At 63.8% G+C, this 20,480-nt stretch carries 20 protein-coding genes and 1 pseudogene; 17 read left to right on the forward strand and 4 right to left on the reverse strand.

What is annotated here, in order from left to right:
• Entirely contained in the window at nucleotides 1-1,650 is a 1,650-nt protein-coding gene (locus ABIA96_RS00415; protein ID WP_354135039.1) for a glycosyltransferase family 39 protein, read from the forward strand.
• A 131-nt stretch (nucleotides 1,651-1,781) separates the two neighbouring features.
• Nucleotides 1,782-2,561 carry a class II aldolase/adducin family protein gene (locus ABIA96_RS00420; protein WP_354135040.1) on the forward strand — a complete coding sequence of 260 codons (780 nt, stop codon included), beginning with the start codon at nucleotides 1,782-1,784 and terminating at the stop codon, nucleotides 2,559-2,561.
• A gap of 330 nt (nucleotides 2,562-2,891) precedes the next feature.
• Here the strand turns inward: ABIA96_RS00420 and ABIA96_RS00425 are convergent, their stop codons facing one another.
• The 3 genes from ABIA96_RS00425 to ABIA96_RS00435 all read right to left on the reverse strand — a co-directional run bounded on the left by ABIA96_RS00425 (nucleotide 2,892) and on the right by ABIA96_RS00435 (nucleotide 7,447).
• Nucleotides 2,892-4,286, reverse strand: coding sequence for a M20/M25/M40 family metallo-hydrolase (locus ABIA96_RS00425; protein ID WP_354135041.1), 1,395 nt, complete (start codon nucleotides 4,284-4,286; stop codon nucleotides 2,892-2,894).
• A 59-nt stretch (nucleotides 4,287-4,345) separates the two neighbouring features.
• Nucleotides 4,346-5,623, reverse strand: coding sequence for a glycosyltransferase family 87 protein (locus tag ABIA96_RS00430; RefSeq protein ID WP_502918784.1), 1,278 nt, complete (start codon nucleotides 5,621-5,623; stop codon nucleotides 4,346-4,348).
• A 201-nt stretch (nucleotides 5,624-5,824) separates the two neighbouring features.
• Nucleotides 5,825-7,447, reverse strand: a complete 1,623-nt coding sequence (locus ABIA96_RS00435) for a helicase HerA-like domain-containing protein (RefSeq protein WP_354135043.1) — start codon at nucleotides 7,445-7,447, stop codon at nucleotides 5,825-5,827.
• 345 nt (nucleotides 7,448-7,792) lie between these two features.
• Between ABIA96_RS00435 and ABIA96_RS00440 the strand changes: the two genes are divergently transcribed.
• From ABIA96_RS00440 to meaB, 14 genes and pseudogenes are all read left to right on the forward strand, one after another.
• On the forward strand, nucleotides 7,793-8,155 hold the full coding sequence (locus tag ABIA96_RS00440; RefSeq protein ID WP_354135044.1) for a DUF2267 domain-containing protein: 363 nt from the start codon (nucleotides 7,793-7,795) through the stop codon (nucleotides 8,153-8,155).
• Nucleotides 8,156-8,182: 27 nt separating this feature from the next.
• Nucleotides 8,183-8,590, forward strand: a complete 408-nt coding sequence (locus ABIA96_RS00445) for a DUF4332 domain-containing protein (protein WP_354135045.1) — start codon at nucleotides 8,183-8,185, stop codon at nucleotides 8,588-8,590.
• A 222-nt stretch (nucleotides 8,591-8,812) separates the two neighbouring features.
• Nucleotides 8,813-9,673 (forward strand): dihydropteroate synthase, encoded by an 861-nt coding sequence (folP, locus tag ABIA96_RS00450; RefSeq protein WP_354135046.1) that lies wholly within the window; start codon nucleotides 8,813-8,815, stop codon nucleotides 9,671-9,673.
• A complete protein-coding gene (gene folB / locus ABIA96_RS00455; RefSeq protein ID WP_354135047.1) occupies nucleotides 9,670-10,038 on the forward strand; it encodes a dihydroneopterin aldolase in 369 nt (122 codons plus the stop codon). The genes folP and folB overlap by 4 nt, the downstream gene beginning before the upstream one ends.
• 1 nt (nucleotide 10,039) lies before the next feature.
• Complete coding sequence (gene folK, locus ABIA96_RS00460; RefSeq protein ID WP_354135048.1) at nucleotides 10,040-10,531, forward strand: 2-amino-4-hydroxy-6-hydroxymethyldihydropteridine diphosphokinase; 492 nt, start codon at nucleotides 10,040-10,042, stop codon at nucleotides 10,529-10,531.
• Between the two features lie 81 nt (nucleotides 10,532-10,612).
• Nucleotides 10,613-12,484, forward strand: coding sequence for a methylmalonyl-CoA mutase family protein (locus ABIA96_RS00465; RefSeq protein ID WP_354135049.1), 1,872 nt, complete (start codon nucleotides 10,613-10,615; stop codon nucleotides 12,482-12,484).
• Nucleotides 12,481-12,945, forward strand: a complete 465-nt coding sequence (locus ABIA96_RS00470; protein ID WP_354135050.1) for a GFA family protein — start codon at nucleotides 12,481-12,483, stop codon at nucleotides 12,943-12,945. The genes ABIA96_RS00465 and ABIA96_RS00470 overlap by 4 nt, the downstream gene beginning before the upstream one ends.
• A gap of 36 nt (nucleotides 12,946-12,981) precedes the next feature.
• Nucleotides 12,982-15,138 (forward strand): methylmalonyl-CoA mutase, encoded by a 2,157-nt coding sequence (scpA, locus tag ABIA96_RS00475; RefSeq protein ID WP_354135051.1) that lies wholly within the window; start codon nucleotides 12,982-12,984, stop codon nucleotides 15,136-15,138.
• A gap of 38 nt (nucleotides 15,139-15,176) precedes the next feature.
• Nucleotides 15,177-15,473, forward strand: a complete 297-nt coding sequence (locus ABIA96_RS00480; RefSeq protein WP_354135052.1) for a nucleotidyltransferase family protein — start codon at nucleotides 15,177-15,179, stop codon at nucleotides 15,471-15,473.
• Nucleotides 15,379-15,624 (forward strand): annotated as a pseudogene (locus tag ABIA96_RS00485) (hypothetical protein); the annotation flags it as partial. The gene ABIA96_RS00480 and the pseudogene ABIA96_RS00485, both read left to right, overlap by 95 nt.
• Complete coding sequence (locus ABIA96_RS00490; protein ID WP_354135053.1) at nucleotides 15,620-15,820, forward strand: HepT-like ribonuclease domain-containing protein; 201 nt, start codon at nucleotides 15,620-15,622, stop codon at nucleotides 15,818-15,820. The pseudogene ABIA96_RS00485 and the gene ABIA96_RS00490, both read left to right, overlap by 5 nt.
• 8 nt (nucleotides 15,821-15,828) lie before the next feature.
• A complete protein-coding gene (locus ABIA96_RS00495; protein ID WP_502918795.1) occupies nucleotides 15,829-16,599 on the forward strand; it encodes an RsiV family protein in 771 nt (256 codons plus the stop codon).
• 120 nt (nucleotides 16,600-16,719) lie between these two features.
• Nucleotides 16,720-17,706, forward strand: coding sequence for a tripartite tricarboxylate transporter substrate binding protein (locus ABIA96_RS00500; RefSeq protein WP_354135055.1), 987 nt, complete (start codon nucleotides 16,720-16,722; stop codon nucleotides 17,704-17,706).
• A gap of 67 nt (nucleotides 17,707-17,773) precedes the next feature.
• Nucleotides 17,774-18,763, forward strand: coding sequence for a methylmalonyl Co-A mutase-associated GTPase MeaB (gene meaB / locus ABIA96_RS00505; RefSeq protein WP_354135056.1), 990 nt, complete (start codon nucleotides 17,774-17,776; stop codon nucleotides 18,761-18,763).
• A 46-nt stretch (nucleotides 18,764-18,809) separates the two neighbouring features.
• Here the strand turns inward: meaB and ABIA96_RS00510 are convergent, their stop codons facing one another.
• The gene (locus tag ABIA96_RS00510; protein ID WP_354135057.1) at nucleotides 18,810-19,712 is read right to left on the reverse strand and encodes a haloalkane dehalogenase; all 903 of its coding nucleotides are present in this window, start codon (nucleotides 19,710-19,712) and stop codon (nucleotides 18,810-18,812) included.
• A gap of 74 nt (nucleotides 19,713-19,786) precedes the next feature.
• On the opposite strand from ABIA96_RS00510, the gene ABIA96_RS00515 reads away from it, so the two are divergent.
• Complete coding sequence (locus ABIA96_RS00515) at nucleotides 19,787-20,428, forward strand: CGNR zinc finger domain-containing protein (protein WP_354135058.1); 642 nt, start codon at nucleotides 19,787-19,789, stop codon at nucleotides 20,426-20,428.
• The last annotated feature ends 52 nt before the right edge of the window (nucleotides 20,429-20,480 follow it).

The raw sequence follows: 20,480 nt of genomic DNA on the forward strand, positions 1-20,480 counted from the left end.
ATGACATCCATCACGACTTCGGCGATCGACACGCCTCTCGGGCGCTCGGTTGAACGGACTTGCGACGACCTTGCCATGCTGGTGCTGGCTGCCGTCACTGTCATCGCAGGCCTGACCTTCCGCGACTACGGGCTCGGCTGGGACGACTACACCCACGCCGAATATGCCGACCTGCTGCTGCGCATGTACGGCTCAGGCTTCAGGGACACGTCCGCCCTCTCCTTCGCCAACCTCTACATGTATGGCGGCGGCTTCGACATGGCCGCAGCGATGCTGCACAAGATTATCCCCCTCGAGCTGTTCGAGACGCGACGCCTGGTCGGCGCGATCGTCGGCGTGATCGGGCTGGCGGTCACGTGGCGGCTCGGCCGTCGCATCGCCGGACCGCTTGCAGGTCTTGCCGCGCTTCTGCTGCTGGCACTCTGCCCGATCTTCTACGGCCACATGTTCATGAACCCGAAGGATGCGCCCTTCGCGGTGGCGATGATCGTCCTGATGCTGGGCCTGGTCCGTCTTGCCGAGGAATATCCGCAGCCCTCGCCGCGCACGATTGTGATCGTCGGCCTCGGTGCCGGCTTGTCGATTGGCTGCCGCATCCTTGGCGGGCTCGCACTGGTCTATGCGATGATCGGCTTCATGCCGCTGTTCCTGGAGGAACTGCGCCTTGAGGGCGCGCGCGAGGCTATCAGGCGTTTCGCCCATGTCGTCTACGTGCTGCTGCCTGGCCTCGCGTTCGGCTACCTCGTGATGGGCCTGATCTGGCCGTGGTCGATCATGGAGCCCGGCAATCCCTTCGAGGCCCTGACCTACTTCTCGCACTTCTTCGAGAAGCCCTGGAAAGAGATGTTCGACGGCGCGATCGTGTCCGTGCCCGACATGCCCTGGTCCTATCTGCCGACACTGTTCGCGCTGCAGCTTCCCGAAGTGATGCTGGTGCTGACGGCGGGCGCCGTGTTCGGCACCCTTGCCATGCTGCCGCGCCGCGAGGTTCCGGCGCGCCGCAAAACCATCCTGCTGACACTGACGCTGGCAGCCACCCTGCCGCTCGCGATCGCGATGGTGAAGCGTCCGGCGCTCTATAACGGCATCCGCCACTTCGTCTTCGTGATCCCGCCGATGGCGGTGCTCGGCGGCGTTGCCTTCGCCTGGACCGTGGAGCGCCTTCGCGTCAAACACCGCGCCTGGCAGCCGGCCGTGCTCGCCGTGTTCTGCTTCGGCCTGGCGCTGCCGCTCGCCGAGATGATCCGGCTGCATCCCTATCAATACACCCACTTCAACCATATCGCCGGCACGGTGCGCGCCGCCGACGACCGCTTCATGCTGGACTATTGGGGCCTCGCGCTGAAGCAGGCCTCCGACGGACTGCGCGAGCAACTGGTCGAACGCCAGGAAGTGCCGCCGCGCAATCGCAAATGGAAGGTCGCGGTGTGCGGTCCGCAACGCCCGGCCCAGGTCGCGCTCGGCCCCGACTTCACCATCGGCTGGGATTCCAATGCGGCCGATTTCGCCATGACGCTCGGCGAATTCTACTGCAAGGGCCTGACCGCGCCCGTGATGGTCGAGATCAAGCGCGACGACGTGGTGTTCGCCCGCGTCTACGACATCCGCGGCCGAAGCATTTCCAGCCTGCTGTCGATCCCGGCGCCGTAATAGTTTTCTCCGAAAGCCGCAGCCCGCTCCATGCGGGCTACGCTGAACTGCCGCGCTCCCGGCGCCTTGCTGCGGGCTTCACCCAAGACTAGGCTCCCTCCCCGCAACAACGAGGTTCGGGGAGATTTGCCATGTCACCAGCGGAAGCGCGCCTGAAGGAAGTGCCGTCGAACATGACGGAGGCCGAGTGGCAGCAACGGGTCAATCTCGCCGCCTGCTATCGTCTCGTCTCGCTGTACGGCTGGGACGATCTGGTCGACACCCACATCTCCGCGCGCGTGCCTGGCCCCGACCATCACTTCCTGATCAACCCCTACGGACTGATGTTCGACGAGATCACGGCCTCGAGCCTGGTCAAGGTCGATTTGCACGGCAACCAGCTCAGCGAGAGCGAATACAGCATCAACCCGGCTGGCTTCACCATCCATTCGGCGATCCACGAGGTGCGCGAGGACGCGATCTGCGTGCTGCATCTCCACACCCTCGACGGCACCGCAGTGTCGAGCAGCGCCGAAGGCCTGCTGCCGCTGAACCAGACCGCGCAGCTCGTCACCCACGACCTCGCCTATCACGACTATGAAGGCATCGCGCTCGATCACGACGAGCGGCCGCGGCTGCAGAAGGACCTCGGCGACCACAACCACATGCTCCTGCGCAACCACGGCACGATGACCGTCGGCCGCTCGGTCGCTTCCGCCTTCGAGCGCATGTACCACCTCGAGCGCGCCTGCTCGATGCAGGTGCGCACCCGCGCGCTGGGCACGCCGGTCTATCCGGTCGAGGAGATCGCGATCGAGAAGAACACCGAGCTGCTCGCCAACCGCGACCGCGCCGAGCTGCGCGCCACCAACCTCGTCTGGCCGCCGCTGCTGCGCAAGCTCGATCGCGAGCTCCCGGGCTACCGCTCTTGAGATTTACGGGATTTCGTGTAGGGTAGGCCTCAACACCCTCTACACATTTCGGAATGAAACGCCGCCCAATTCCGGGCGGCGTTTTTTTTGGCTTCACCGTCAGCGCGAGGAGCTCTTGCGATGAAGCAATCCAGAGTATTTCCGCGGAGAGATTCTGGATTGCTTCGCTTCGCTCGCAATGACGGATGAAGGTCTCGTAGGGTGGGCAAAGCGACTTGTCCGCCGTAGCTCGAAGAGCGAAGGCGGAAGCGTGCCCACGTCTTCTTCTTTGGTCATCATTGAGAGGTGGTGGGCACGGCGCTTCGCGCCTTTGCCCACCTACGGCATCATCTACTTCACCTCGGCCAGCGCGGCGAGAATCCGCGCCCAGGAGCGGATGCCCTTCTGGAAGCTGCGGAGGTCATACTTCTCGTTCGGCGAGTGGATGTTGTCGTCGTCGAGCCCGAAACCGACGAGCAGCGAGTCCAGACCAAGCGCGCGCTTGAAATCGGCGACGATCGGGATCGACGCACCGGAGCCCATCAGCACGGTGTCCTTTCCCCATTCCTCGGTCAGCGCCTTCCTGGCGGCCGCTAGCGGCTTCATATTCCAGTCGAGCGCCACGGCGGGTGCGGCGGAATGGTCGCCGAACTCGACCTTGCAATCGCCGGGAATCCGGGCGGTCACGTAGTCGCGGAAAGCCTTGCGTATCTTCAGGGGGTCCTGCCCCTGGACCAGCCGAAACGAGACTTTTGCCGAGGCATGCGACGGAATCACCGTCTTGGAGCCCTCGCCGATATAGCCGCCCCAGATGCCGTTGACGTCGCAGGTTGGACGCGTGGAGGCCTGCTCGACCATCAGCCGCCCCTTCTCGCCAGCCGGGATCGACAGACCGATCGGCTTGAGAAACGACTCCGGCGTGAAGTTGAGCTTCTTCCACTGCTCCAGGATCTCCGGCGGCGTATCCTTCACGCCGTCATAGAAGCCGGGAATGGTGATGCGGTTGTCGTCGTCGAACAGTCCGCCGAGAATCCTGGTCAGCACCCGGATCGGGTTCATCGCCGTGCCGCCGAAAACGCCGGAATGCAAATCGCGGCTGGCGGCGGTGATCTTCACCTCTTCATAGAGCAAGCCGCGCAGCGCCGTGGTGATCGCCGGCGTCTCCGGATCCCACATGCCGGTGTCGCAGACCAGCACGTAATCGGCTTTGAACTCGTCCTTGTTGGCCTCGACGAACGGCACGAAATTCCTGGAGCCGACCTCCTCCTCGCCTTCGATCAGGAAGGTGATGTCGATCGGCAGCGAGCCCGTGACCTTCTTCCACGCGCGGCATGCTTCGACGAAGGTCATGACCTGGCCCTTGTCGTCCTCGGCGCCGCGCGCGACGATGATCTTGCGGCCGTCGGCATGATCGGCGATCACGGGTTCGAATGGCGGACGGTGCCAGAGGTCGAGCGGATCGACCGGCTGCACATCATAATGGCCGTAGAAGATCACATGCGGCCGTCCGCCTGCCTTGACCTTGCCGACGACGGCGGGATGGCCGGCGGTCGGCCTCACCTCGGTCGCGACGCCGAGGCTCGCGATGTCCTTGGCCAGATGCTCGGCCGCCGCCTTGCAATCTCCGGCATAGGCTGGATCGGCAGAAATCGACTTGATCCGCAACAGTGAGAACAGGCGCTCGAGGCTGTTGTCAAAGTCTTTGTCGATGTGGTCGAGCACGGATTGAAGCTGCGCATTGGCCATGTCGTGTTCCCTGACTTTTCGAGTCTCAAGACGGCATAAGTTTTAGGACGTCTTGGGTTTTAGGAGGTCTTGGGTTTTAACCCTGCCGCGGCGTCGGAGCTAGCCGTGTCAGGCGGATGCCGGATGTGCCAGGCAAGCGCAACGGCGAGGATCGCGGTGGCGACGAGGTTGTTGCCCCAGGCCTGGACGGTGTTGGGGAACAGCGGCAGCGACAGCAGCATGAGGATTCCTGCAGCGCCGAGCGCAAGCCAGGTTCCCAGCCGCACCTTCGGCCGCACGTCGAAGGCGGCCCGATGCATCAGCACCGTGAACGGCAGGAACAGCCACACAAAGTAATATTGCCGCGCCAACGGCGAGGCGACCGTCATGAGGCAGAACAGGATGGCGAGCTCCTCGGCGTCCGATCGCGCCGTTCTCTGCGCTTGCCGCGGCATGATTGCGACAAAGCCGAGCCCGATCAGCACCGATACCGCGAGCACGATCCAGTTCGCCGTCTTGTAGTCGACGTCGATGACATTCATCGTGCGCACCGGCTTGCTGGGATCCTCCAGATTGTAGTTGATCGGCCGGACCAGCCGGTGCGTCACCGCGATGATGGACTGGTTGACCCACGACCAGTTCTGCTCGTCGCGCTGCCCAAAACCCTTTTCCGAGCTCGAGCCGACCATGCCCTGGTACCAGGTCTTGAGCTCGGCGGCGTTAGTCTCGAAGCCACGGATCGGCGCCGGTACGACGTAGAGCAGGATGCCGATGAAGGCGATCATGCTGACGACTGCCGCCCACTGCCTCCGCCAGACCAGATAAGGCAGCACCGCGATCGGAAACACCTTGATGGCGGTGGCGAGCGCGAACATGAAGCCTGCGAACAGGGATCGCCGATGCTGGAGGCTCCAGAAGCCGTAGAGCATCATCGCCAGCAGAACGAGGTTCGGCTGACCGAGATCGAACATGTCGAACACGAAGGTCACGGTGGCGACCGCCGGCAGCGCTTCGAGCCACGGGCCGGGCTTGCGGTCCGAGCCGGTCATGGCATTGGAGAGAACGCCCGTGGTCCACCACGCCACCACGTTCAGAACCGACAGCACGAGGTAGAGCGGGATCCTGCCGAACCAGCTCGGGATCGCCAGCAGGATTGCAGGCAGCGGCGGATAGATGAACTCGAACGGACGACCCAATTCGCTGGGATAGAGCGGCCCGCCATGCAGCACCTGCTGCCCGGCCCAGTACCACAGCGCGTAATCCTTGGTCTTGCCGCGGCCGAAAATCTCCGGCCCGAGGACATCGGCGGCGAGGACGACGCAGCAGAGCAGGAAGAGCAGATCGAGCGGCGCGCGCAACGACGGGAGCCGAAGTGCACGAGATTTGTCTGATGAATTCGATCGCGTCACTTGATGTCCAGTCGGAAACAAATAGCACGTAGCAGACCGACGGACGCTTGGAGAGTCCCCCCTCACCCGAATTTGTACCTGGCAAGAATGCCGCTTCCCGCGCCACGGGAGCGGCGCTGCGGACCAGTAGACCACAGCCGGGCGTTCTGCCTACCTTCGCAGCAACCCGCCAAGTGCGCCGCGGACTAGCGCGCGGCCGACCGAGCCGCCGAGCTGACCGCCAACCGATTTGCCGAGATCGGCCGCGACGCCGCCGACCACCCTGCCGGTGACCGTGCGCGTGACGTCGCGCGCGATGCGTTGTCCCGTCGTCAGCCGGTTGCGTCCAGTGTTGGTGCCGAAGATGGTGCCGACGATCGAGCCGATCTGGCCGAGGATGCCGCCACCGCCTCCACCCGCCTGGCCATCGGCCGGCGCGGCGGTGCCGGCGATGCGCTTCTGGAGGATCTCATAAGCGGACTCGGAATCGATCGCTGTGTCGTATTTGCCCTTCACCGGGCTTGCATCCATGATCGCCTTGCGCTCCTCCGGGCTGATCGGCCCGATGCGGGCCGATGGCGGGCGGATCAGCACCCGCTCGACCATCGCCGGCGTGCCATTGCCTTCGAGGAACGACACCAGCGCCTCGCCCTTACCGAGCTCCATGATCACCTTGGCGGTGTCGAGCTTCGGATTGGGCCGGAAGGTCTGGGCCGCAGCGGCGACCGCCTTCTGGTCGCGCGGGGTGAAGGCGCGCAGCGCATGCTGCACCCGGTTGCCCATTTGCCCGAGCACGCGGTCGGGCACGTCGATCGGATTCTGCGTGACGAAATAGACGCCGACGCCCTTGGAGCGGATCAGGCGGACCACCTGCTCGATCTTGTCCATCAGCGCCTTCGGCGCGTCGTTGAACAACAGATGCGCCTCGTCGAAAAAGAACACCAGCTTGGGCTTCGGCAGGTCGCCGACCTCGGGCAATTCCTCGAACAGCTCCGACAGCATCCACAGCAGGAATGTCGCGTAAAGCCGCGGGCTCTGCATCAGCTTGTCGGCGACGAGGATGTTGACCATGCCGCGACCGTCGCGGTCGGTCTTCATGAAGTCCTTCAAGGTCAGCGCCGGCTCGCCGAAGAATTTTGTGGCGCCCTGGTTCTCCAGCACCAAGAGTTGGCGCTGGATAGTGCCGACGGTAGCCTTGGTGACGTTGCCAAAACCCTGGGCCGCCTTCCGGACCGGCGCGAGTGGATCCTCGTCCGAATCCGGCCCCTTCTTGCCGCTGTCGGGCACGATGGCGTCGAGCAATGCCCGCAGATCCTTCATGTCGATCAAAGCAAGACCGTTCTCGTCGGCGACGCGGAAGGCGACGTTGAGCACACCCTCCTGAACGTCGTTGAGATCGAGCATGCGAGCGAGCAGCAGCGGCCCCATCTCGGTGATAGTCGCCCGCACCGGATGTCCCTGCTCGCCGAACACGTCCCAGAACACCGTCGAGAATTGATCGGGCTGGAATGTCAGCCCGATCTCGGTGGCGCGCTTGATGATGAAGTCCTTTGCCTCCCCGACCTCGGAGATGCCGGAGAGGTCGCCCTTGATGTCGGCGGCGAACACGGGAACACCGGCCCGCGCAAATCCTTCCGCCATCACCTGCAGCGTGACCGTCTTGCCCGTTCCGGTCGCGCCGGTGACGAGGCCATGACGATTGGCGAGCGCCAGCGTCAGCCAGGCTTGCTCGTCTCCCTTGCCGACGAAGATCCTGTCGTCGGTATCGCCGAGCTTGTTGTCCTGCGCCGTCATCACTCTCTCTATCGTTTGTTTCGCGTATCGAAACTCGAACTCACCAGTTCCGCAGTTTAACGCATGTCGCAAGCCGATTGAAACCGTTCAAGGCCGTATCGACATGCGACATTGTCGGAGACTGCGCGCCGCGGCATGCGCCGAAAGTCGGAGTGATGTATTCGCACCGCGGCATTTTTTCACGAATTTCTTCTTTGATCTTGCATCGCTGCAACACTTTTCGCGTCTTCGAGGATGAATCGGAACACTGCGTGCGTTCATCACTTGTATTTCACATCACACCGGCCCAAGATCATTTTTCGAAAATAATCTCCGGCATGTGAACCGGCTGAGGGGCAGGCCCATATGGACGAGCTGATCGGACGGCTGGCGACAAGCGCCAGCATAGATGGTGCTGTGGCTGAAAAGAGCGTCGGCATTATCCTGGGCTTCCTCCGCAGCGAAGGTCCGTCCGGCATCGTGCAGGCCCTGATCGATCAGATCCCTGGTGCAGAAGGGGCGATCGAGGCGTCCAAGAGCGGCGGGCTGTCGCGGCTGATGGGCGGCGGCCTGATGGCCATCGGCACGCGCCTGATGGGCCTGGGACTTGGGATGTCCGACATTCAGGCGATTGCCCGTGAACTTTTCCGCTACGGTCGAGACAAAATCGGAGCGGATCAGATGGGCAAGATCATCGCGGGCACGCCGGGCCTCAGCCAGTTCGCCTGAAGCTGTCGCATTTTCATATTGAGTATCATGACATATCCGATCTCCGAGATTGAGGGCCTGCCAGCCTTTGCCGCCAACAAGTTGAAGGCGCAGGGAATCCGCACCACCGATGCGCTGCTGGAAGCCGCGAGCACCGCGAAGGGCCGCAAGGCGCTCTCGGCCAAGACCGGCATCAGCGAGCAACTGTTGCTGGAGTGGGCCAACGTGTCCGACTACATGCGCATTCCCGGCATGGGCCGGGCCAAGGTCGGTCTCGTCCGCGCCGCCGGCGTCACCACGGTGCGTGAGCTCGCCTATCGAAATCCGGCAAGATTGGCGCAGAGCATGCGCGAGGCAAACGGTCAGAGGAAGCTCGTCCGCATCCTGCCCTCGGAGAAGTCGGTCGGCGACATCATCGCCAAGGCCAAGAAGCTGTCGCCGAAGATTACGTACTGATAGTAGCTCCGTCATCCTGAGGTGCGAAGCATGGGACGCAGCGCGTCCCATGGAGAGCCTCGAAGGATGCACGGCCACGCCGCCGCCACGGAAAGAGCCGGGCCGCTCATCCTTCGAGGCCTCCGCTGCGCTCCGGCACCTCAGGATGACGGTGACAGAGCAGCGTTCATTTGCCCCTCTCCCGCCTTGACTCCCCCTCCCCGACCGCGCAAAGCGGGCCGCATGAATGCCTTGCCCTCCCCATCCGTCCTGCCGGCCGGCTCGGCCGGGCCTGACGTGCTGCGGACGCTGCTGGAACGGCCTCTTCCGGCGGTGATGGGCGTGCTCAACGTGACGCCGGATTCCTTTTCCGACGGCGGCGATTTCATTGCGCCGGACCAGGCGCTGGCACGGGCGCGGGCGATGATCGAGGCAGGCGTCGACATCATCGATATCGGCGCGGAATCCACCCGGCCCTACAAGGGTGCCAAGCCGGTCACCGTGGCGGACGAATTGACCCGGTTGAAGCCAGTGCTGGCAGCCGTGGTCGCGCTTGGTGTGCCGGTCTCGATCGACAGCATGAAGGCCGAAGTCGTCGCCTTCGCGCTCGACCAAGGCGCGGCCATCGCCAACGACGTCTGGGGATTGCAGCGCGACGCCAATATGGCGCCGCTCGTCGCTGCGAAAGGCGTCCCCGTCATCGTCATGCACAACCGAGACAGCGCCGATTCCGCCATCGACATCGTGGCGGACATGAATGCGTTCTTCCTGCGCTCGCTCGACATCGCCGCCAAGGCTGGCATCGCGCGCGAAAAAATCGTGCTTGATCCTGGCATCGGCTTCGGCAAGACCGCCGGGCAAAGCATGATCGCGCTGGCGCGGCTGCACGAGCTCGATATGTTCGGCCTGCCGATCCTGGTCGGCGCTTCGCGCAAGCGCTTCATCGCCTCGGTGTCGCCGTCAGAGCCGAAAGAGCGTCTCGCCGGCTCGATCGCCGCACATCTGATCGCCGCGCAGAAGGGCGCGAAAATCATCCGGACCCATGACGTCGCCGAGACCTTGCAGGCCCTGCGGGTCGCCAACGCAATCGAGAGCAAGCAATGACCGATACGATCTTCGTGACCGGCCTGTCGATCCATGCGCGTCACGGCGTGATGGAGCACGAGACCGAAGTCGGCCAGCGCTTTGTCATCGACCTCGAACTCTACACCGATTTGTCGGAGCCTTCGCGCAGCGACCGCCTCTCCGATACCGTCTCCTATGCCGACGTGGTCGCGACCACGACGTCGGCGTTCAAGAATACCAACTACAAGCTTTTGGAGCGCGCGGCGGGTGCGGTCGCCGACGCCATCCTGTCGCACTTTCCGCGCATCCGCGCGGTGAAGATCACCGTGCACAAGCCGCACGCGCCGATCGCCGCGATCTTCGACGATGTCGGCATCATGCTGACCCGCTCGCGGAGTCCCTGACATGGCGAGCGTGCTGATCGCACTCGGCGGCAATGTCGGCGATGTCCGCGCGACGTTCCGCAAGGCGATCGCCCATATCTGCGGCATGGCGCAAGCCGCAATGATCGCGCGTTCGTCGGACTACACCACGCCGCCCTGGGGCGACGAGGACCAGGATCCCTTCATCAATGCCTGCGTCGAGATCGAGACCGACCTCGATCCGCATGCGCTCTTGTTCGTCATGCAGAAAGTCGAGCAGAAGTTCGGCCGTACGCGCGACAAGGACCGCCGCTGGGGTCCGCGCACGCTCGATCTCGACATGATCGCCTATGACAATGTGTCGTTCAGGAAGCCCGACCTGACCCTGCCGCATCCACGGCTGTTCGAGCGCGCCTTTGTGCTGGTGCCGCTGGCCGAAATCGCGCCGGACCGCGTGATCTCAGGTATCCGTGTGCGTGACGGCCTCGCCGGCGTCTCCAGCAGCGGCATTGAACGGCTTGCGGATACCGGTTAACCAAAAACAACCGTTTGCAGGGACGCCCGGCCGTGGCAATTTCGCCTGCGAATGACGAGACGTTTGGGAGCCCTTGGCCGTATGACCTCCGTGACTGACGATCTGCCCTTGGCGGCCGATTTTCCCAAGGCGACGGACGCGGACTGGCGCAAGCTGGTCGACGGCGTGCTGAAGGGCGCGCCGTTCGAGAAGCTGGTCGCCAAGACCTATGACGGATTGAAGATCCAGCCGCTCTATCCGCGCGCCAAGGGCGTTGCGCCTGTGGCGGGACGGTCCGAGGCCGCGCCATGGCAGATCATGCAGCGGATCGATCATCCCGATGCAGCGGCGGCGAATGCACAGGCGCTGATTGATCTCCAGAATGGCGCCACAGGACTCTCGCTGGTGTTCGCCGGCGGCAACGGCGCTCACGGTTTCGGCCTGGAACCGACGGCCGATGCGGTCGCGAAAGTGTTGAAGGACATTCATCTCGATGCCGGCATCGGCATCGAGCTTCAGGTCGGCCCGCAATCGCGGATGGCAGCGATCCATGTCGCGGAATATGTGAAGGGCAAAGGTCTCGATCCCGCCACTTGCGACATCCGCTTCGGGCTCGATCCGCTCGCGGCCTGCGCCGTGTGGGGCTCCAGCCCTTATAGCTGGGAGGAGATCGTTCCGGCGGTCACAGGTGGCATCAAGGGCCTTGCCGCGCTCGGCTTCAAGGGACCGTTTGCATCCGCCGACGGACGTGTGATCCACGATGCCGGCGGATCGGAAGTGCAGGAACTCGCCTTCGTGCTCGCTTGCGGCCTCGCCTATTTGCGCGCGATCGAAAGCGCCGGCGTTCCGCTCGAGCAGGCGCAAGGCATGGTCTATGCGCGGCTCGCCGCGGATGCCGACCAGTTTTTGACCATGGCAAAGTTCCGCGCGCTGCGGTTGCTGTGGGCGCGCATCGAGCAGGCCAGCGGCTTGACGCCGAAGCGGCTGTTCATTGCCGCCGACACCGCCTGGCGCATGCTGACGCAGCGTGATCCTTACGTGAACATGCTGCGTGCGACCATGGCGACGTTTGCGGCCGGGCTCGCCGGCGCCAATGCGATCACCGTGCTGCCGCATACGCTGGCGCTCGGGCTGCCAGACCCGTTCGCACGACGCGCGGCGCGCAACATGCAAGTCCTGCTGCTGGAAGAGAGTAACCTCGCCAAGGTCAGCGATCCCGCGGCGGGCGCAGGCGGCATCGAGACGCTGACGGCGCAGCTCTGCGAGGCGGCCTGGGCGTTGTTCCAGGAGAGCGAGAAAGCCGGCGGCACCTTCGCCGCGCTCCAACAGGGTCTGTTCCAGAGCAAGGTCGCAGCCGCCCGAAAAGCGCGTGACGCCAATATCGCAAAGCGCCGCGACGTGCTGACGGGTGCCAGTGAGTTTCCCAACCTGCATGAGAGCGAGACGGTGGTGCTGAAAGCGACGCCGGTCGAACTCGCACCGTATGGCGAGCAGAAGTTCAAGTTCGACGCGCTCGCCCCGATCCGGCTCGCACAACCATTCGAAGCGCTTCGCGACAAATCCGATGCGACGTTGAAGGCGCGCGGCGTGCGGCCAAAAGTGTTCCTGGCCAATCTCGGCACACCCGCCGATTTCACCGCGCGCGCGACCTTCGCGAAGAGCTTCTTCGAGACCGGCGGCATCCAGGCTGTCGACAGCGAGGGCTTTGCCGATCCTGCCAAGCTGGCTGCCGCATTCAAGGCTTCCGGCGCCGCGCTCGCCTGCCTTTGTTCCAGCGACAAGGTTTATGCGGAACACGCGGAAGCTGCGGCAAAGACCCTGCAAACCGCGGGCGCACGACATATCTATCTGGCGGGCCGTCCGGCTGAGGCCGAGGCGGCACTTCGTTCGGCCGGTGTCACGGGGTTTGTGTTTTCCGGCGGCGATGCGCTTGCCACGTTGCAGGACGCTTATTTGCGGATGGAGCAGGCATGACCGAGGCCAGCAAAACCGTTCTCGCCGGCGGCTGCCAATGCGGGGCGGTGCGCTTTGCGCTGACCGCCGCGCCGAACAAGATTTCGATCTGCCATTGCCGGATGTGCCAGAAGGCGAGCGGTGCGCCGTTCGCCTCCTTCGCCGACATCAACCGGACGGACTTTGCCTGGACCAAGGGGCAGCCGGCGTTCTTCCGCTCCTCCTCGATCGCCGACCGCGGCTATTGCGCCGCCTGCGGCACGCCGCTGAGCTTCGGCCGCATCGACGGCGAGCGGATCGAGATCATGACCGGCGCCTTCGACCGGCCAGACCGCCTGGTGCCGACGCGCCAATACGGAACTGAGTCACGCTTGGGCTGGGTGGTCGGCATCTCCAATCTGCCGAGCCAGACCACGCAGCAGAACTACGGGCCGGAGAAGATGGCGACCATCATCAGCCATCAGCATCCGGACCATGATTGAGCGCCCAAAGCGCTACCCTGTGATATGGTTGAAGCCATGAGCCGCATTCCGAACTTCGCTGACATCGCCTTCGAGCGGACCGCAACCATTGCGCCAACAGGCGGCGCCGAACCGTGGCTGACGCCCGAGGGCATTCTGGTGAAGCCTGCTTATGGCGAGGCCGATATCGCCGGGCTCGATTTCCTCGAGACCTATCCGGGCATCGCGCCGTTCCTGCGCGGCCCCTACCCGACCATGTATGTCAACCAGCCCTGGACCGTGCGGCAATATGCCGGCTTCTCCACTGCGGAGGATTCCAACGCGTTCTACCGCCGCAATCTCGCGGCCGGACAGAAGGGCCTCTCGGTCGCCTTCGATCTCGCCACCCATCGCGGCTATGACAGCGATCATCCGCGCGTTGGCGGCGACGTCGGCATGGCCGGTGTTGCCATCGACTCCATCTACGACATGCGCACCCTGTTTGCCGGCATTCCGCTCGACCAGATGAGCGTGTCCATGACCATGAACGGCGCCGTGCTGCCGATCCTCGCGCTCTATGTCGCCGCCGCGGGCGAACAGGGGGTGGCGCCGGAGAAGCTGTCGGGCACCATTCAGAACGACATTCTGAAAGAGTTCATGGTGCGCAACACCTATATTTATCCCCCTGCGCCCTCGATGCGGATCATCTCCGACATCTTCGCCTACACCTCGCAAAAGATGCCGAAATACAATTCGATCTCGATCTCCGGCTATCACATGCAGGAGGCCGGGGCGACGCAGGACCTCGAACTCGCCTATACGCTCGCCGACGGCGTCGAATATCTGCGCGCGGGCCTTGCCGCAGGCCTGGATGTCGACCGCTTCGCACCGCGGCTGTCGTTCTTCTGGGCGATCGGCATGAACTTCTTCATGGAAGTCGCCAAGCTGCGCGCTGCGCGCCTTCTCTGGGCGAAGCTGCTGAAGCCTTTCAACCCGAAGGACCCGCGCTCGCTCTCGCTGCGCACGCATAGCCAAACCTCGGGCTGGTCGCTGACCGCGCAGGACGTCTTCAACAACGTGATGCGCACGACCGTGGAGGCGATGGCAGCGACGCAGGGCCACACCCAGTCGCTGCACACCAACGCGCTCGACGAGGCCTTGGCGCTTCCGACCGATTTCTCGGCGCGCATCGCCCGGAACACGCAACTGTTCCTGCAGCAGGAGAGCGGCACCACCCGCATCATCGATCCCTGGGGCGGCTCTTACTATGTCGAACGGCTCACGCGCGACCTCGCCGCAAAAGCCTGGAGCCATATCCAGGAGGTCGAGGAGCTCGGCGGCATGGCCAAGGCGATCGAAGCCGGCGTGCCAAAGCTGCGCATCGAAGAAGCCTCGGCCAAGACCCAGGCGCGCATCGATGCCGGCAAGCAGGCGGTGATCGGCGTCAACAAGTACAAGCCGACCGACGAGACGCCGATCGACATCCTCAAGGTCGACAACACCAATGTTCGCCGCCTCCAGATCGACAAGCTGACGCGCCTGAGGTCCGAGCGCAGCCAGAAGGACGTCGACGCCGCGCTCGCCGCGATCACGCGATCGGCCGGCGAAGGCAACGGCAATCTGCTCGCGCTCGCGATCGACGCGGCGCGGGCGAAGGCGACCGTCGGCGAGATTTCGGACGCGATGGAAAAAGTATTCGGCCGGCACCGCGCCGAGATCAAATCCATCACCGGCGTCTACAAGCGGGAAGCATCCAGCATGGGCAATCAGGTCGAGAAGGTTCAGGCGCTGATCGACGCGTTCGAGGAGGCCGAAGGCCGCCGCCCGCGCATCCTGGTCGCCAAGATCGGCCAGGACGGCCACGACCGCGGCCAGAAGGTGATCGCGTCTGCGTTTGCCGATATCGGCTTCGACGTCGATATCGGACCGCTGTTCGCCACCGCGGACGAAGCCGCACGACAGGCCGTCGAGAACGACGTCCACATCCTCGGCGTCTCCTCGCTCGCCGCCGCCCACCTCACCGCCGTGCCGGAGCTGAAGGCCGCGCTGAAGAAGCAGGGCCGCGAGGACATCATGATCATCGTCGGCGGCGTTGTGCCGCCGCAGGATTACGATGCGCTGTATTCCGCCGGTGCCGAAGCTATCTTCCCGCCCGGCACCGTGATTGCGGACGCGGCCGAGGAGCTGATCCGCAAACTGAACGCCCGGCTGGGGCATAGCGAGGCCGCGGAGTAAATGGTACACTGGCCGGGGTAGCTGGTCAGGTTGTGTCCATGACACGTGACGAGATCATCGCTGCGATACGCAAGAACGCCGATGCCATAAAAGGCAAGGGCGTGTCGAAGCTTGCCATCTTCGGCTCACGAGCCCGCGACGATTATCGTCCGGACAGCGACATCGACGTCCTGGTCGAGATCGAACCAGACATCTCTTTTTCGCTGCTCAACCTGATCGACGTCGAGCACATCATCGAGGATGCAACCGGCTTGCAAGCCCAGGCAACCGTCCGCCGCTCCATTTCGCCCCGCTTTGCGCAGCGCATCGCAGACGACATCCTCGACGTATTTTGACGTGCGCCCGACGTTTCCTGACCGGATCGGCCATATCCTGGATGCAACCGACAAGATCAGGACGGCTGTAGCCGGCCGCACGCGAGATAGCTTCACCCAAGATATATTCATGCGCCTGGCGATCGAGCGACTGCTCCGGGTGGTGAGTGAAGCGTCGCGCTTCATTCCTGACGACGTCAAAGCGAAGAACCCTGCCATCAATTGGAGAGGGGCTGGCCGACTTCGGAAACTGGCTGCGCCATGCCTATCATCGGACCGACGCAGACTTGCTATGGGACAAGATCGAGCACGATCTTCCGCCCCTTGAAACCTTCATCCGAACCATCGCCGAGGAGCAGAATCCTTGAAGCTCGTCTTGAAACCAGCCGTGGCACTGTTGCTAAGCGCACTTGGTATTTGTTCCTCTCTCGCCGCCGATCCCACGCCTGACGCCATCGTCAAGAACAGAAACATCGACGCGCGAATCTTCCTCGACGACAAGGTCAAGGCCGATGCGCCGCTCGCGGCCGACTGCCTTGCCGAAGGCAAGAAGTGGCTCGACAAGAACGCCGCCGACGCTGCCGCCTCGCGCAAGCAGGATCCTCAATTCTTCAAGGACGGCGGCTGGGATTTTGAGCGCAAATATTCGATCCGCTCCGTCGTTGTCGACCGCTATGTCAGTGTCCTGCGTGACGACTACATGGACACCCATGGCGCCCATCCCAATTCGGATGTGAACACGGTCCTGTGGGACAAGTCCGAAAACAAGCGCATCTCGATCCGCCCTTTCTTCACCGAGACCGCCGACAATGGCACGACCATGAAGGCGATGGTGAAGGCCGTGATCGCCTCGCTCAAGATCGAGAAGAAGAAGCGCGACACCAGCGAGACCGCGACCGAGGAATGGTTCAAGGGCGTCGAGCCTAGCCTGCTCAAGATCGGCGCCGCGACGCTCGCGCCGTCGACCGAAACAGGCAAGAGCTCCGGCCTCACCTTTCACTACCCGCCCTATGCCGTCGGTCCCTACGCCGAGGGCCAATACGTCGCATTCGTTCCGTGGGAGAGTTTGAAGCCCTATCTCACTGCGGAAGGCGCACGCATCTTCGGCGGCGCGCGGCCAAGGGGCGACGCTGACGAGCAGCAATAGGTTCCAACGGAACCGTTGCTCACGGCGCCATTGGCCGGCCGCTTGCGACATCCGTGCAAAGCCGCCTAACATGTTGCATTGATACGAGCCCGATTCCCGAGGGCGCCGCCGGGACTGTTGATGCCAGGAATCACGCGCCGCATTTTCGCGGCCTCCGCAGTGGCTACCGCCACGTCCGCCCTCCTCACACCTGCGCGCGCGCAAGCTTATCCGGCGCGGCCGGTGACCTTGATCGTGCCCTGGGGCGCGGGTGGCGGCTCGGATGCGACCGCGCGCATCGTGGCCACGCTGCTGGAGAAGGAGCTCGGCCAGCCATTCAACGTCGTCAACCGCACTGGCGGGTCCGGCGTCGTCGGCCATGCCGAGATCGCCACCGCATCGCCGGATGGCTACACGGTCGGCATGCTGACCGTGGAAATCGCGATGCTGCATTGGCAAGCGCTAACGCATCTGACGCCGCGGAACTTCACGCCGCTGGGGCTGATGAACGAAGACCCGCCGGGCATCCAGGTGTCCACGTCCTCGCCATACAAGACGGTGAAGGAGCTCGCGGATACCATCAAGTTGGCTGCGCCGGGACGATTCAAGGCCTCGGGCACCGGACAAGGCGGCATCTGGCATCTCGCTCTCGTCGGCTGGATGCAGGCGATGGGATTGCCGGCAAACCAGGTCGCGTGGTCGGCGTCGAATGGCGCAGCACCGGCGATGCAGGATCTCGTCGCGGGCAGCCTCGACCTCACCACCTGCTCGGTGCCGGAGGCGCGCGCCACCATCGAGGCCGGCCAGGCGCGGAGCCTCGCGATCATGGCGCACGCGCGCAATCCGATCTTCCCCGACGTCCCAACGCTGAAGGAGACGCTCGGCGTCGAGTATTCCACCAGCTCATGGCGCGGCATCGGCGGGCCGAGGGGCTTGCCTCCGGAAATCGCCACGAGGCTGACCACGGCCTTGAAGAAGGTGTACGATTCCCCCGCATTCAAGGACTTCATGACCAGACGCGGTTTTGGCACGGTATGGCGCGATGCCGGTCAGTTCGAGACCTTCATGGGCCAGGCGGATAGCCAGATGGGTCAGGCCATGAAAGCTGCCGGGTTTGCCAAGGCCTGATGAGACCCCCATGCTTCCTGCCGGGGGGGGCCCTCGCCTGCCTGCGTCCGCCGTTGTAAAGCAGGGCATGGTTGAGAAGAAAACTTCGCTCGATATTACATCCCTCGCCCGCGACCTCCGTGCAGGCCGCCGCGCGGCGCTGGCGCGGGCCATCACGCTGGTGGAGAGCCGGCGTGGCGATCATCAGGCGCAGGCGCGCGAGCTCGTGCAGATGCTCCTGCCCGACACCGGCAAGGCGGTTCGCGTCGGCATCACCGGCTCGCCCGGCGTCGGCAAATCCACCACCATCGATGTACTCGGGACCTATCTGATTGAGCAGGGCAACAAGGTCGCGGTGCTCGCGGTCGATCCGTCCTCTGCACGCAGCGGCGGCTCGATCCTGGGTGACAAGACGCGGATGGCGCAGTTGTCGGTATCTGACGATGCCTTCATCCGTCCCTCGCCGTCATCAGGCACGCTCGGCGGCGTCGCTGCCAAGACGCGCGAGGCGATGTTACTTTGCGAGGCTGCCGGCTTCGACGTCGTGCTGGTCGAGACCGTCGGCATCGGCCAGTCCGAGACCGCGGTCTGCGACATGACCGATTTTTTCCTCGCGCTGATGCTGCCAGGCGGCGGTGACGAGCTGCAAGGCATCAAGAAGGGCCTGGTCGAGCTCGCCGACATGATCGCGATCAACAAGGCCGACGGCGACAATCTCAAGCGCGCCAACATCACCGCCGCCGACTATCGCGGCGCGCTGCACATCCTGGCGCCGAGGTCCGAGCACTGGCATCCGCCTGTCGTCACCTATTCTGCGCTGGCCGGCACCGGCATCGCCGAGCTCTGGCAGAAGGTCCTCGAACACCGCAAGGCGATGAACGCGTCCGGCGAGTTCGCCGCGCGACGGCGCGACCAGCAGGTGAAGTGGATGTGGTCGATGCTGGAGCAGCGCATGCTGGCGCGGCTGCGCAGCGAGGCGTCGGTGCGGGCCAAGGTGAAGAAGATCGAGGCGGAGGTCGCCGACGGTCACCTCACGCCGGCGTTTGCCGCCGAAGAGATCATGAGCCTTCTGCATTGAGACTCGCCGGCCGGAATTTTCCGGCCAGGGCGTTGCGGAATTCGGCTCAGCCGATCTGCCCGGCCAGCACCCTCGACACAAAGCGCGCGGTTGCCTCACCCACCTCCCGCGGCGCCTCCTCCTGGAGAAAATGCGATCCCTTGATCATGACCGTCTGCTGGTTGGGCCAGGCCCGACAGAACTCGCGCTGTGCGCCGATCAGGAAGCCGGCGGGCTCCGCGTCGATGAACAGCTTTGGAATCGGGCTCCTCGAGAGCCATTCTGCGTAGGCATCGACGATCGCGACAACGTCCGCGGGCTCGCCCGCAATCGGCAATTCGCGCGTCCAGGTCAGCATCGGCTGCCGACCCGGTCCGGGATTGCGGAAGTGCCGGCGATAGACCTCCATCGCCTCAGGGGCAATGTGGCGCAACGGCAGCAGATATTCGATGAACAGGTTCTTCTGCAGGATCATCTCCTCGCCCTGCGATGTCCGTTGCGCCTGGAAGAAGGCGCGCGTGGCATCAGGCCATTCGTCCCAGGAGTGGAACGGACGCACGATACCTTCCATGTAGACGATCGCCTTGACCCTGTCGGGGTGGCGATGGGCCCAGTGAAAGCCAAGCGCCGAACCCCAATCGTGTACGACCAGGACGACGTTCTTGTGCAGGCCCAATGCATCGAACCAGGCATCGAGATAGCGCTGGTGGTCGACGAAGCGATATGAGCCGTTCGGCGCAACGCCCGAATTTCCCATGCCGACATAGTCCGGCGCAAGACAGCGGCCATAGGGCAAGAGATGCGGAATGATGTCGCGCCAGAGGTATGACGGCGTCGGGTTGCCATGCAGGAACACGATCGGGTCGCCCGTCCCGACGTCGACATAGGCCATCTGGCTGTCGAGCACCGGAACGTATTTTCGATACGAAGCTTCCTCGGTCGAGATCGGGGGATGATTGACGTGCAACATGGATGAAACTCCGTTCTCTCTCGTTGATGTCCGGTCGCCTCGATAGACACCAGTAAAATACTTTTACAGGTTTCTTGAGTCAACCGTCAAAATCGATTAAGTGGTGTTCCATGTCGAAAGAATCCCGCAAGTTTCAGGTTCCGGATGCATTGGCGAATGCCTACGATTTCGCCAACTCACTGGATTTGCGTCATTTCACGCATCACGGCGTGCAGCATCAGCGGGCCGAGGACCTGCCCGACGCCGCCGCGCTCGGCGACTGGATGCAACAGCGCCGACTGATCGACCGCACAGCGCCGCCCTCGCAGAGAACGTTCGAAGCAGCCTTGCAGCTGCGTGACGCGATCCGCGACTATCTCAAGTGCGATCCTGCGGAGCGTCATCGCAGGGCGTCCGTCACCGCCCCCCTCAACAAGGCTATGGAGCCATTTGCGTTGCGGGTCGCCAGCATCGGCAAGGACGGATTCGCCCTGATGCCCGTGCAGGCCGACGCACAGGCCGGCCTCTCGGCGATCGTCGCCGAACTTTACAATGCTGCGGCGGCGGGCACGCTCGACCGTCTGAAGATGTGCGCCGCCGACGAATGCCAGCGTGTCTTTTTCGATCGCTCGAAGCCCGGCACGCGGCGGTGGTGTCAATCCACGCTGTGTGGCAACCGGGAGAAAACTCGAACCTATCGCGAGCGGCACAAGCACGATCCGGAAATGGAGACGTAGCGGGAGGCTCGCCGGATACGAGATCCCATGCTACACCTCGGCGAGGGGATCA

Source organism: Bradyrhizobium sp. LB11.1 (assembly GCF_040549385.1).
Lineage (GTDB): Bacteria > Pseudomonadota > Alphaproteobacteria > Rhizobiales > Xanthobacteraceae > Bradyrhizobium.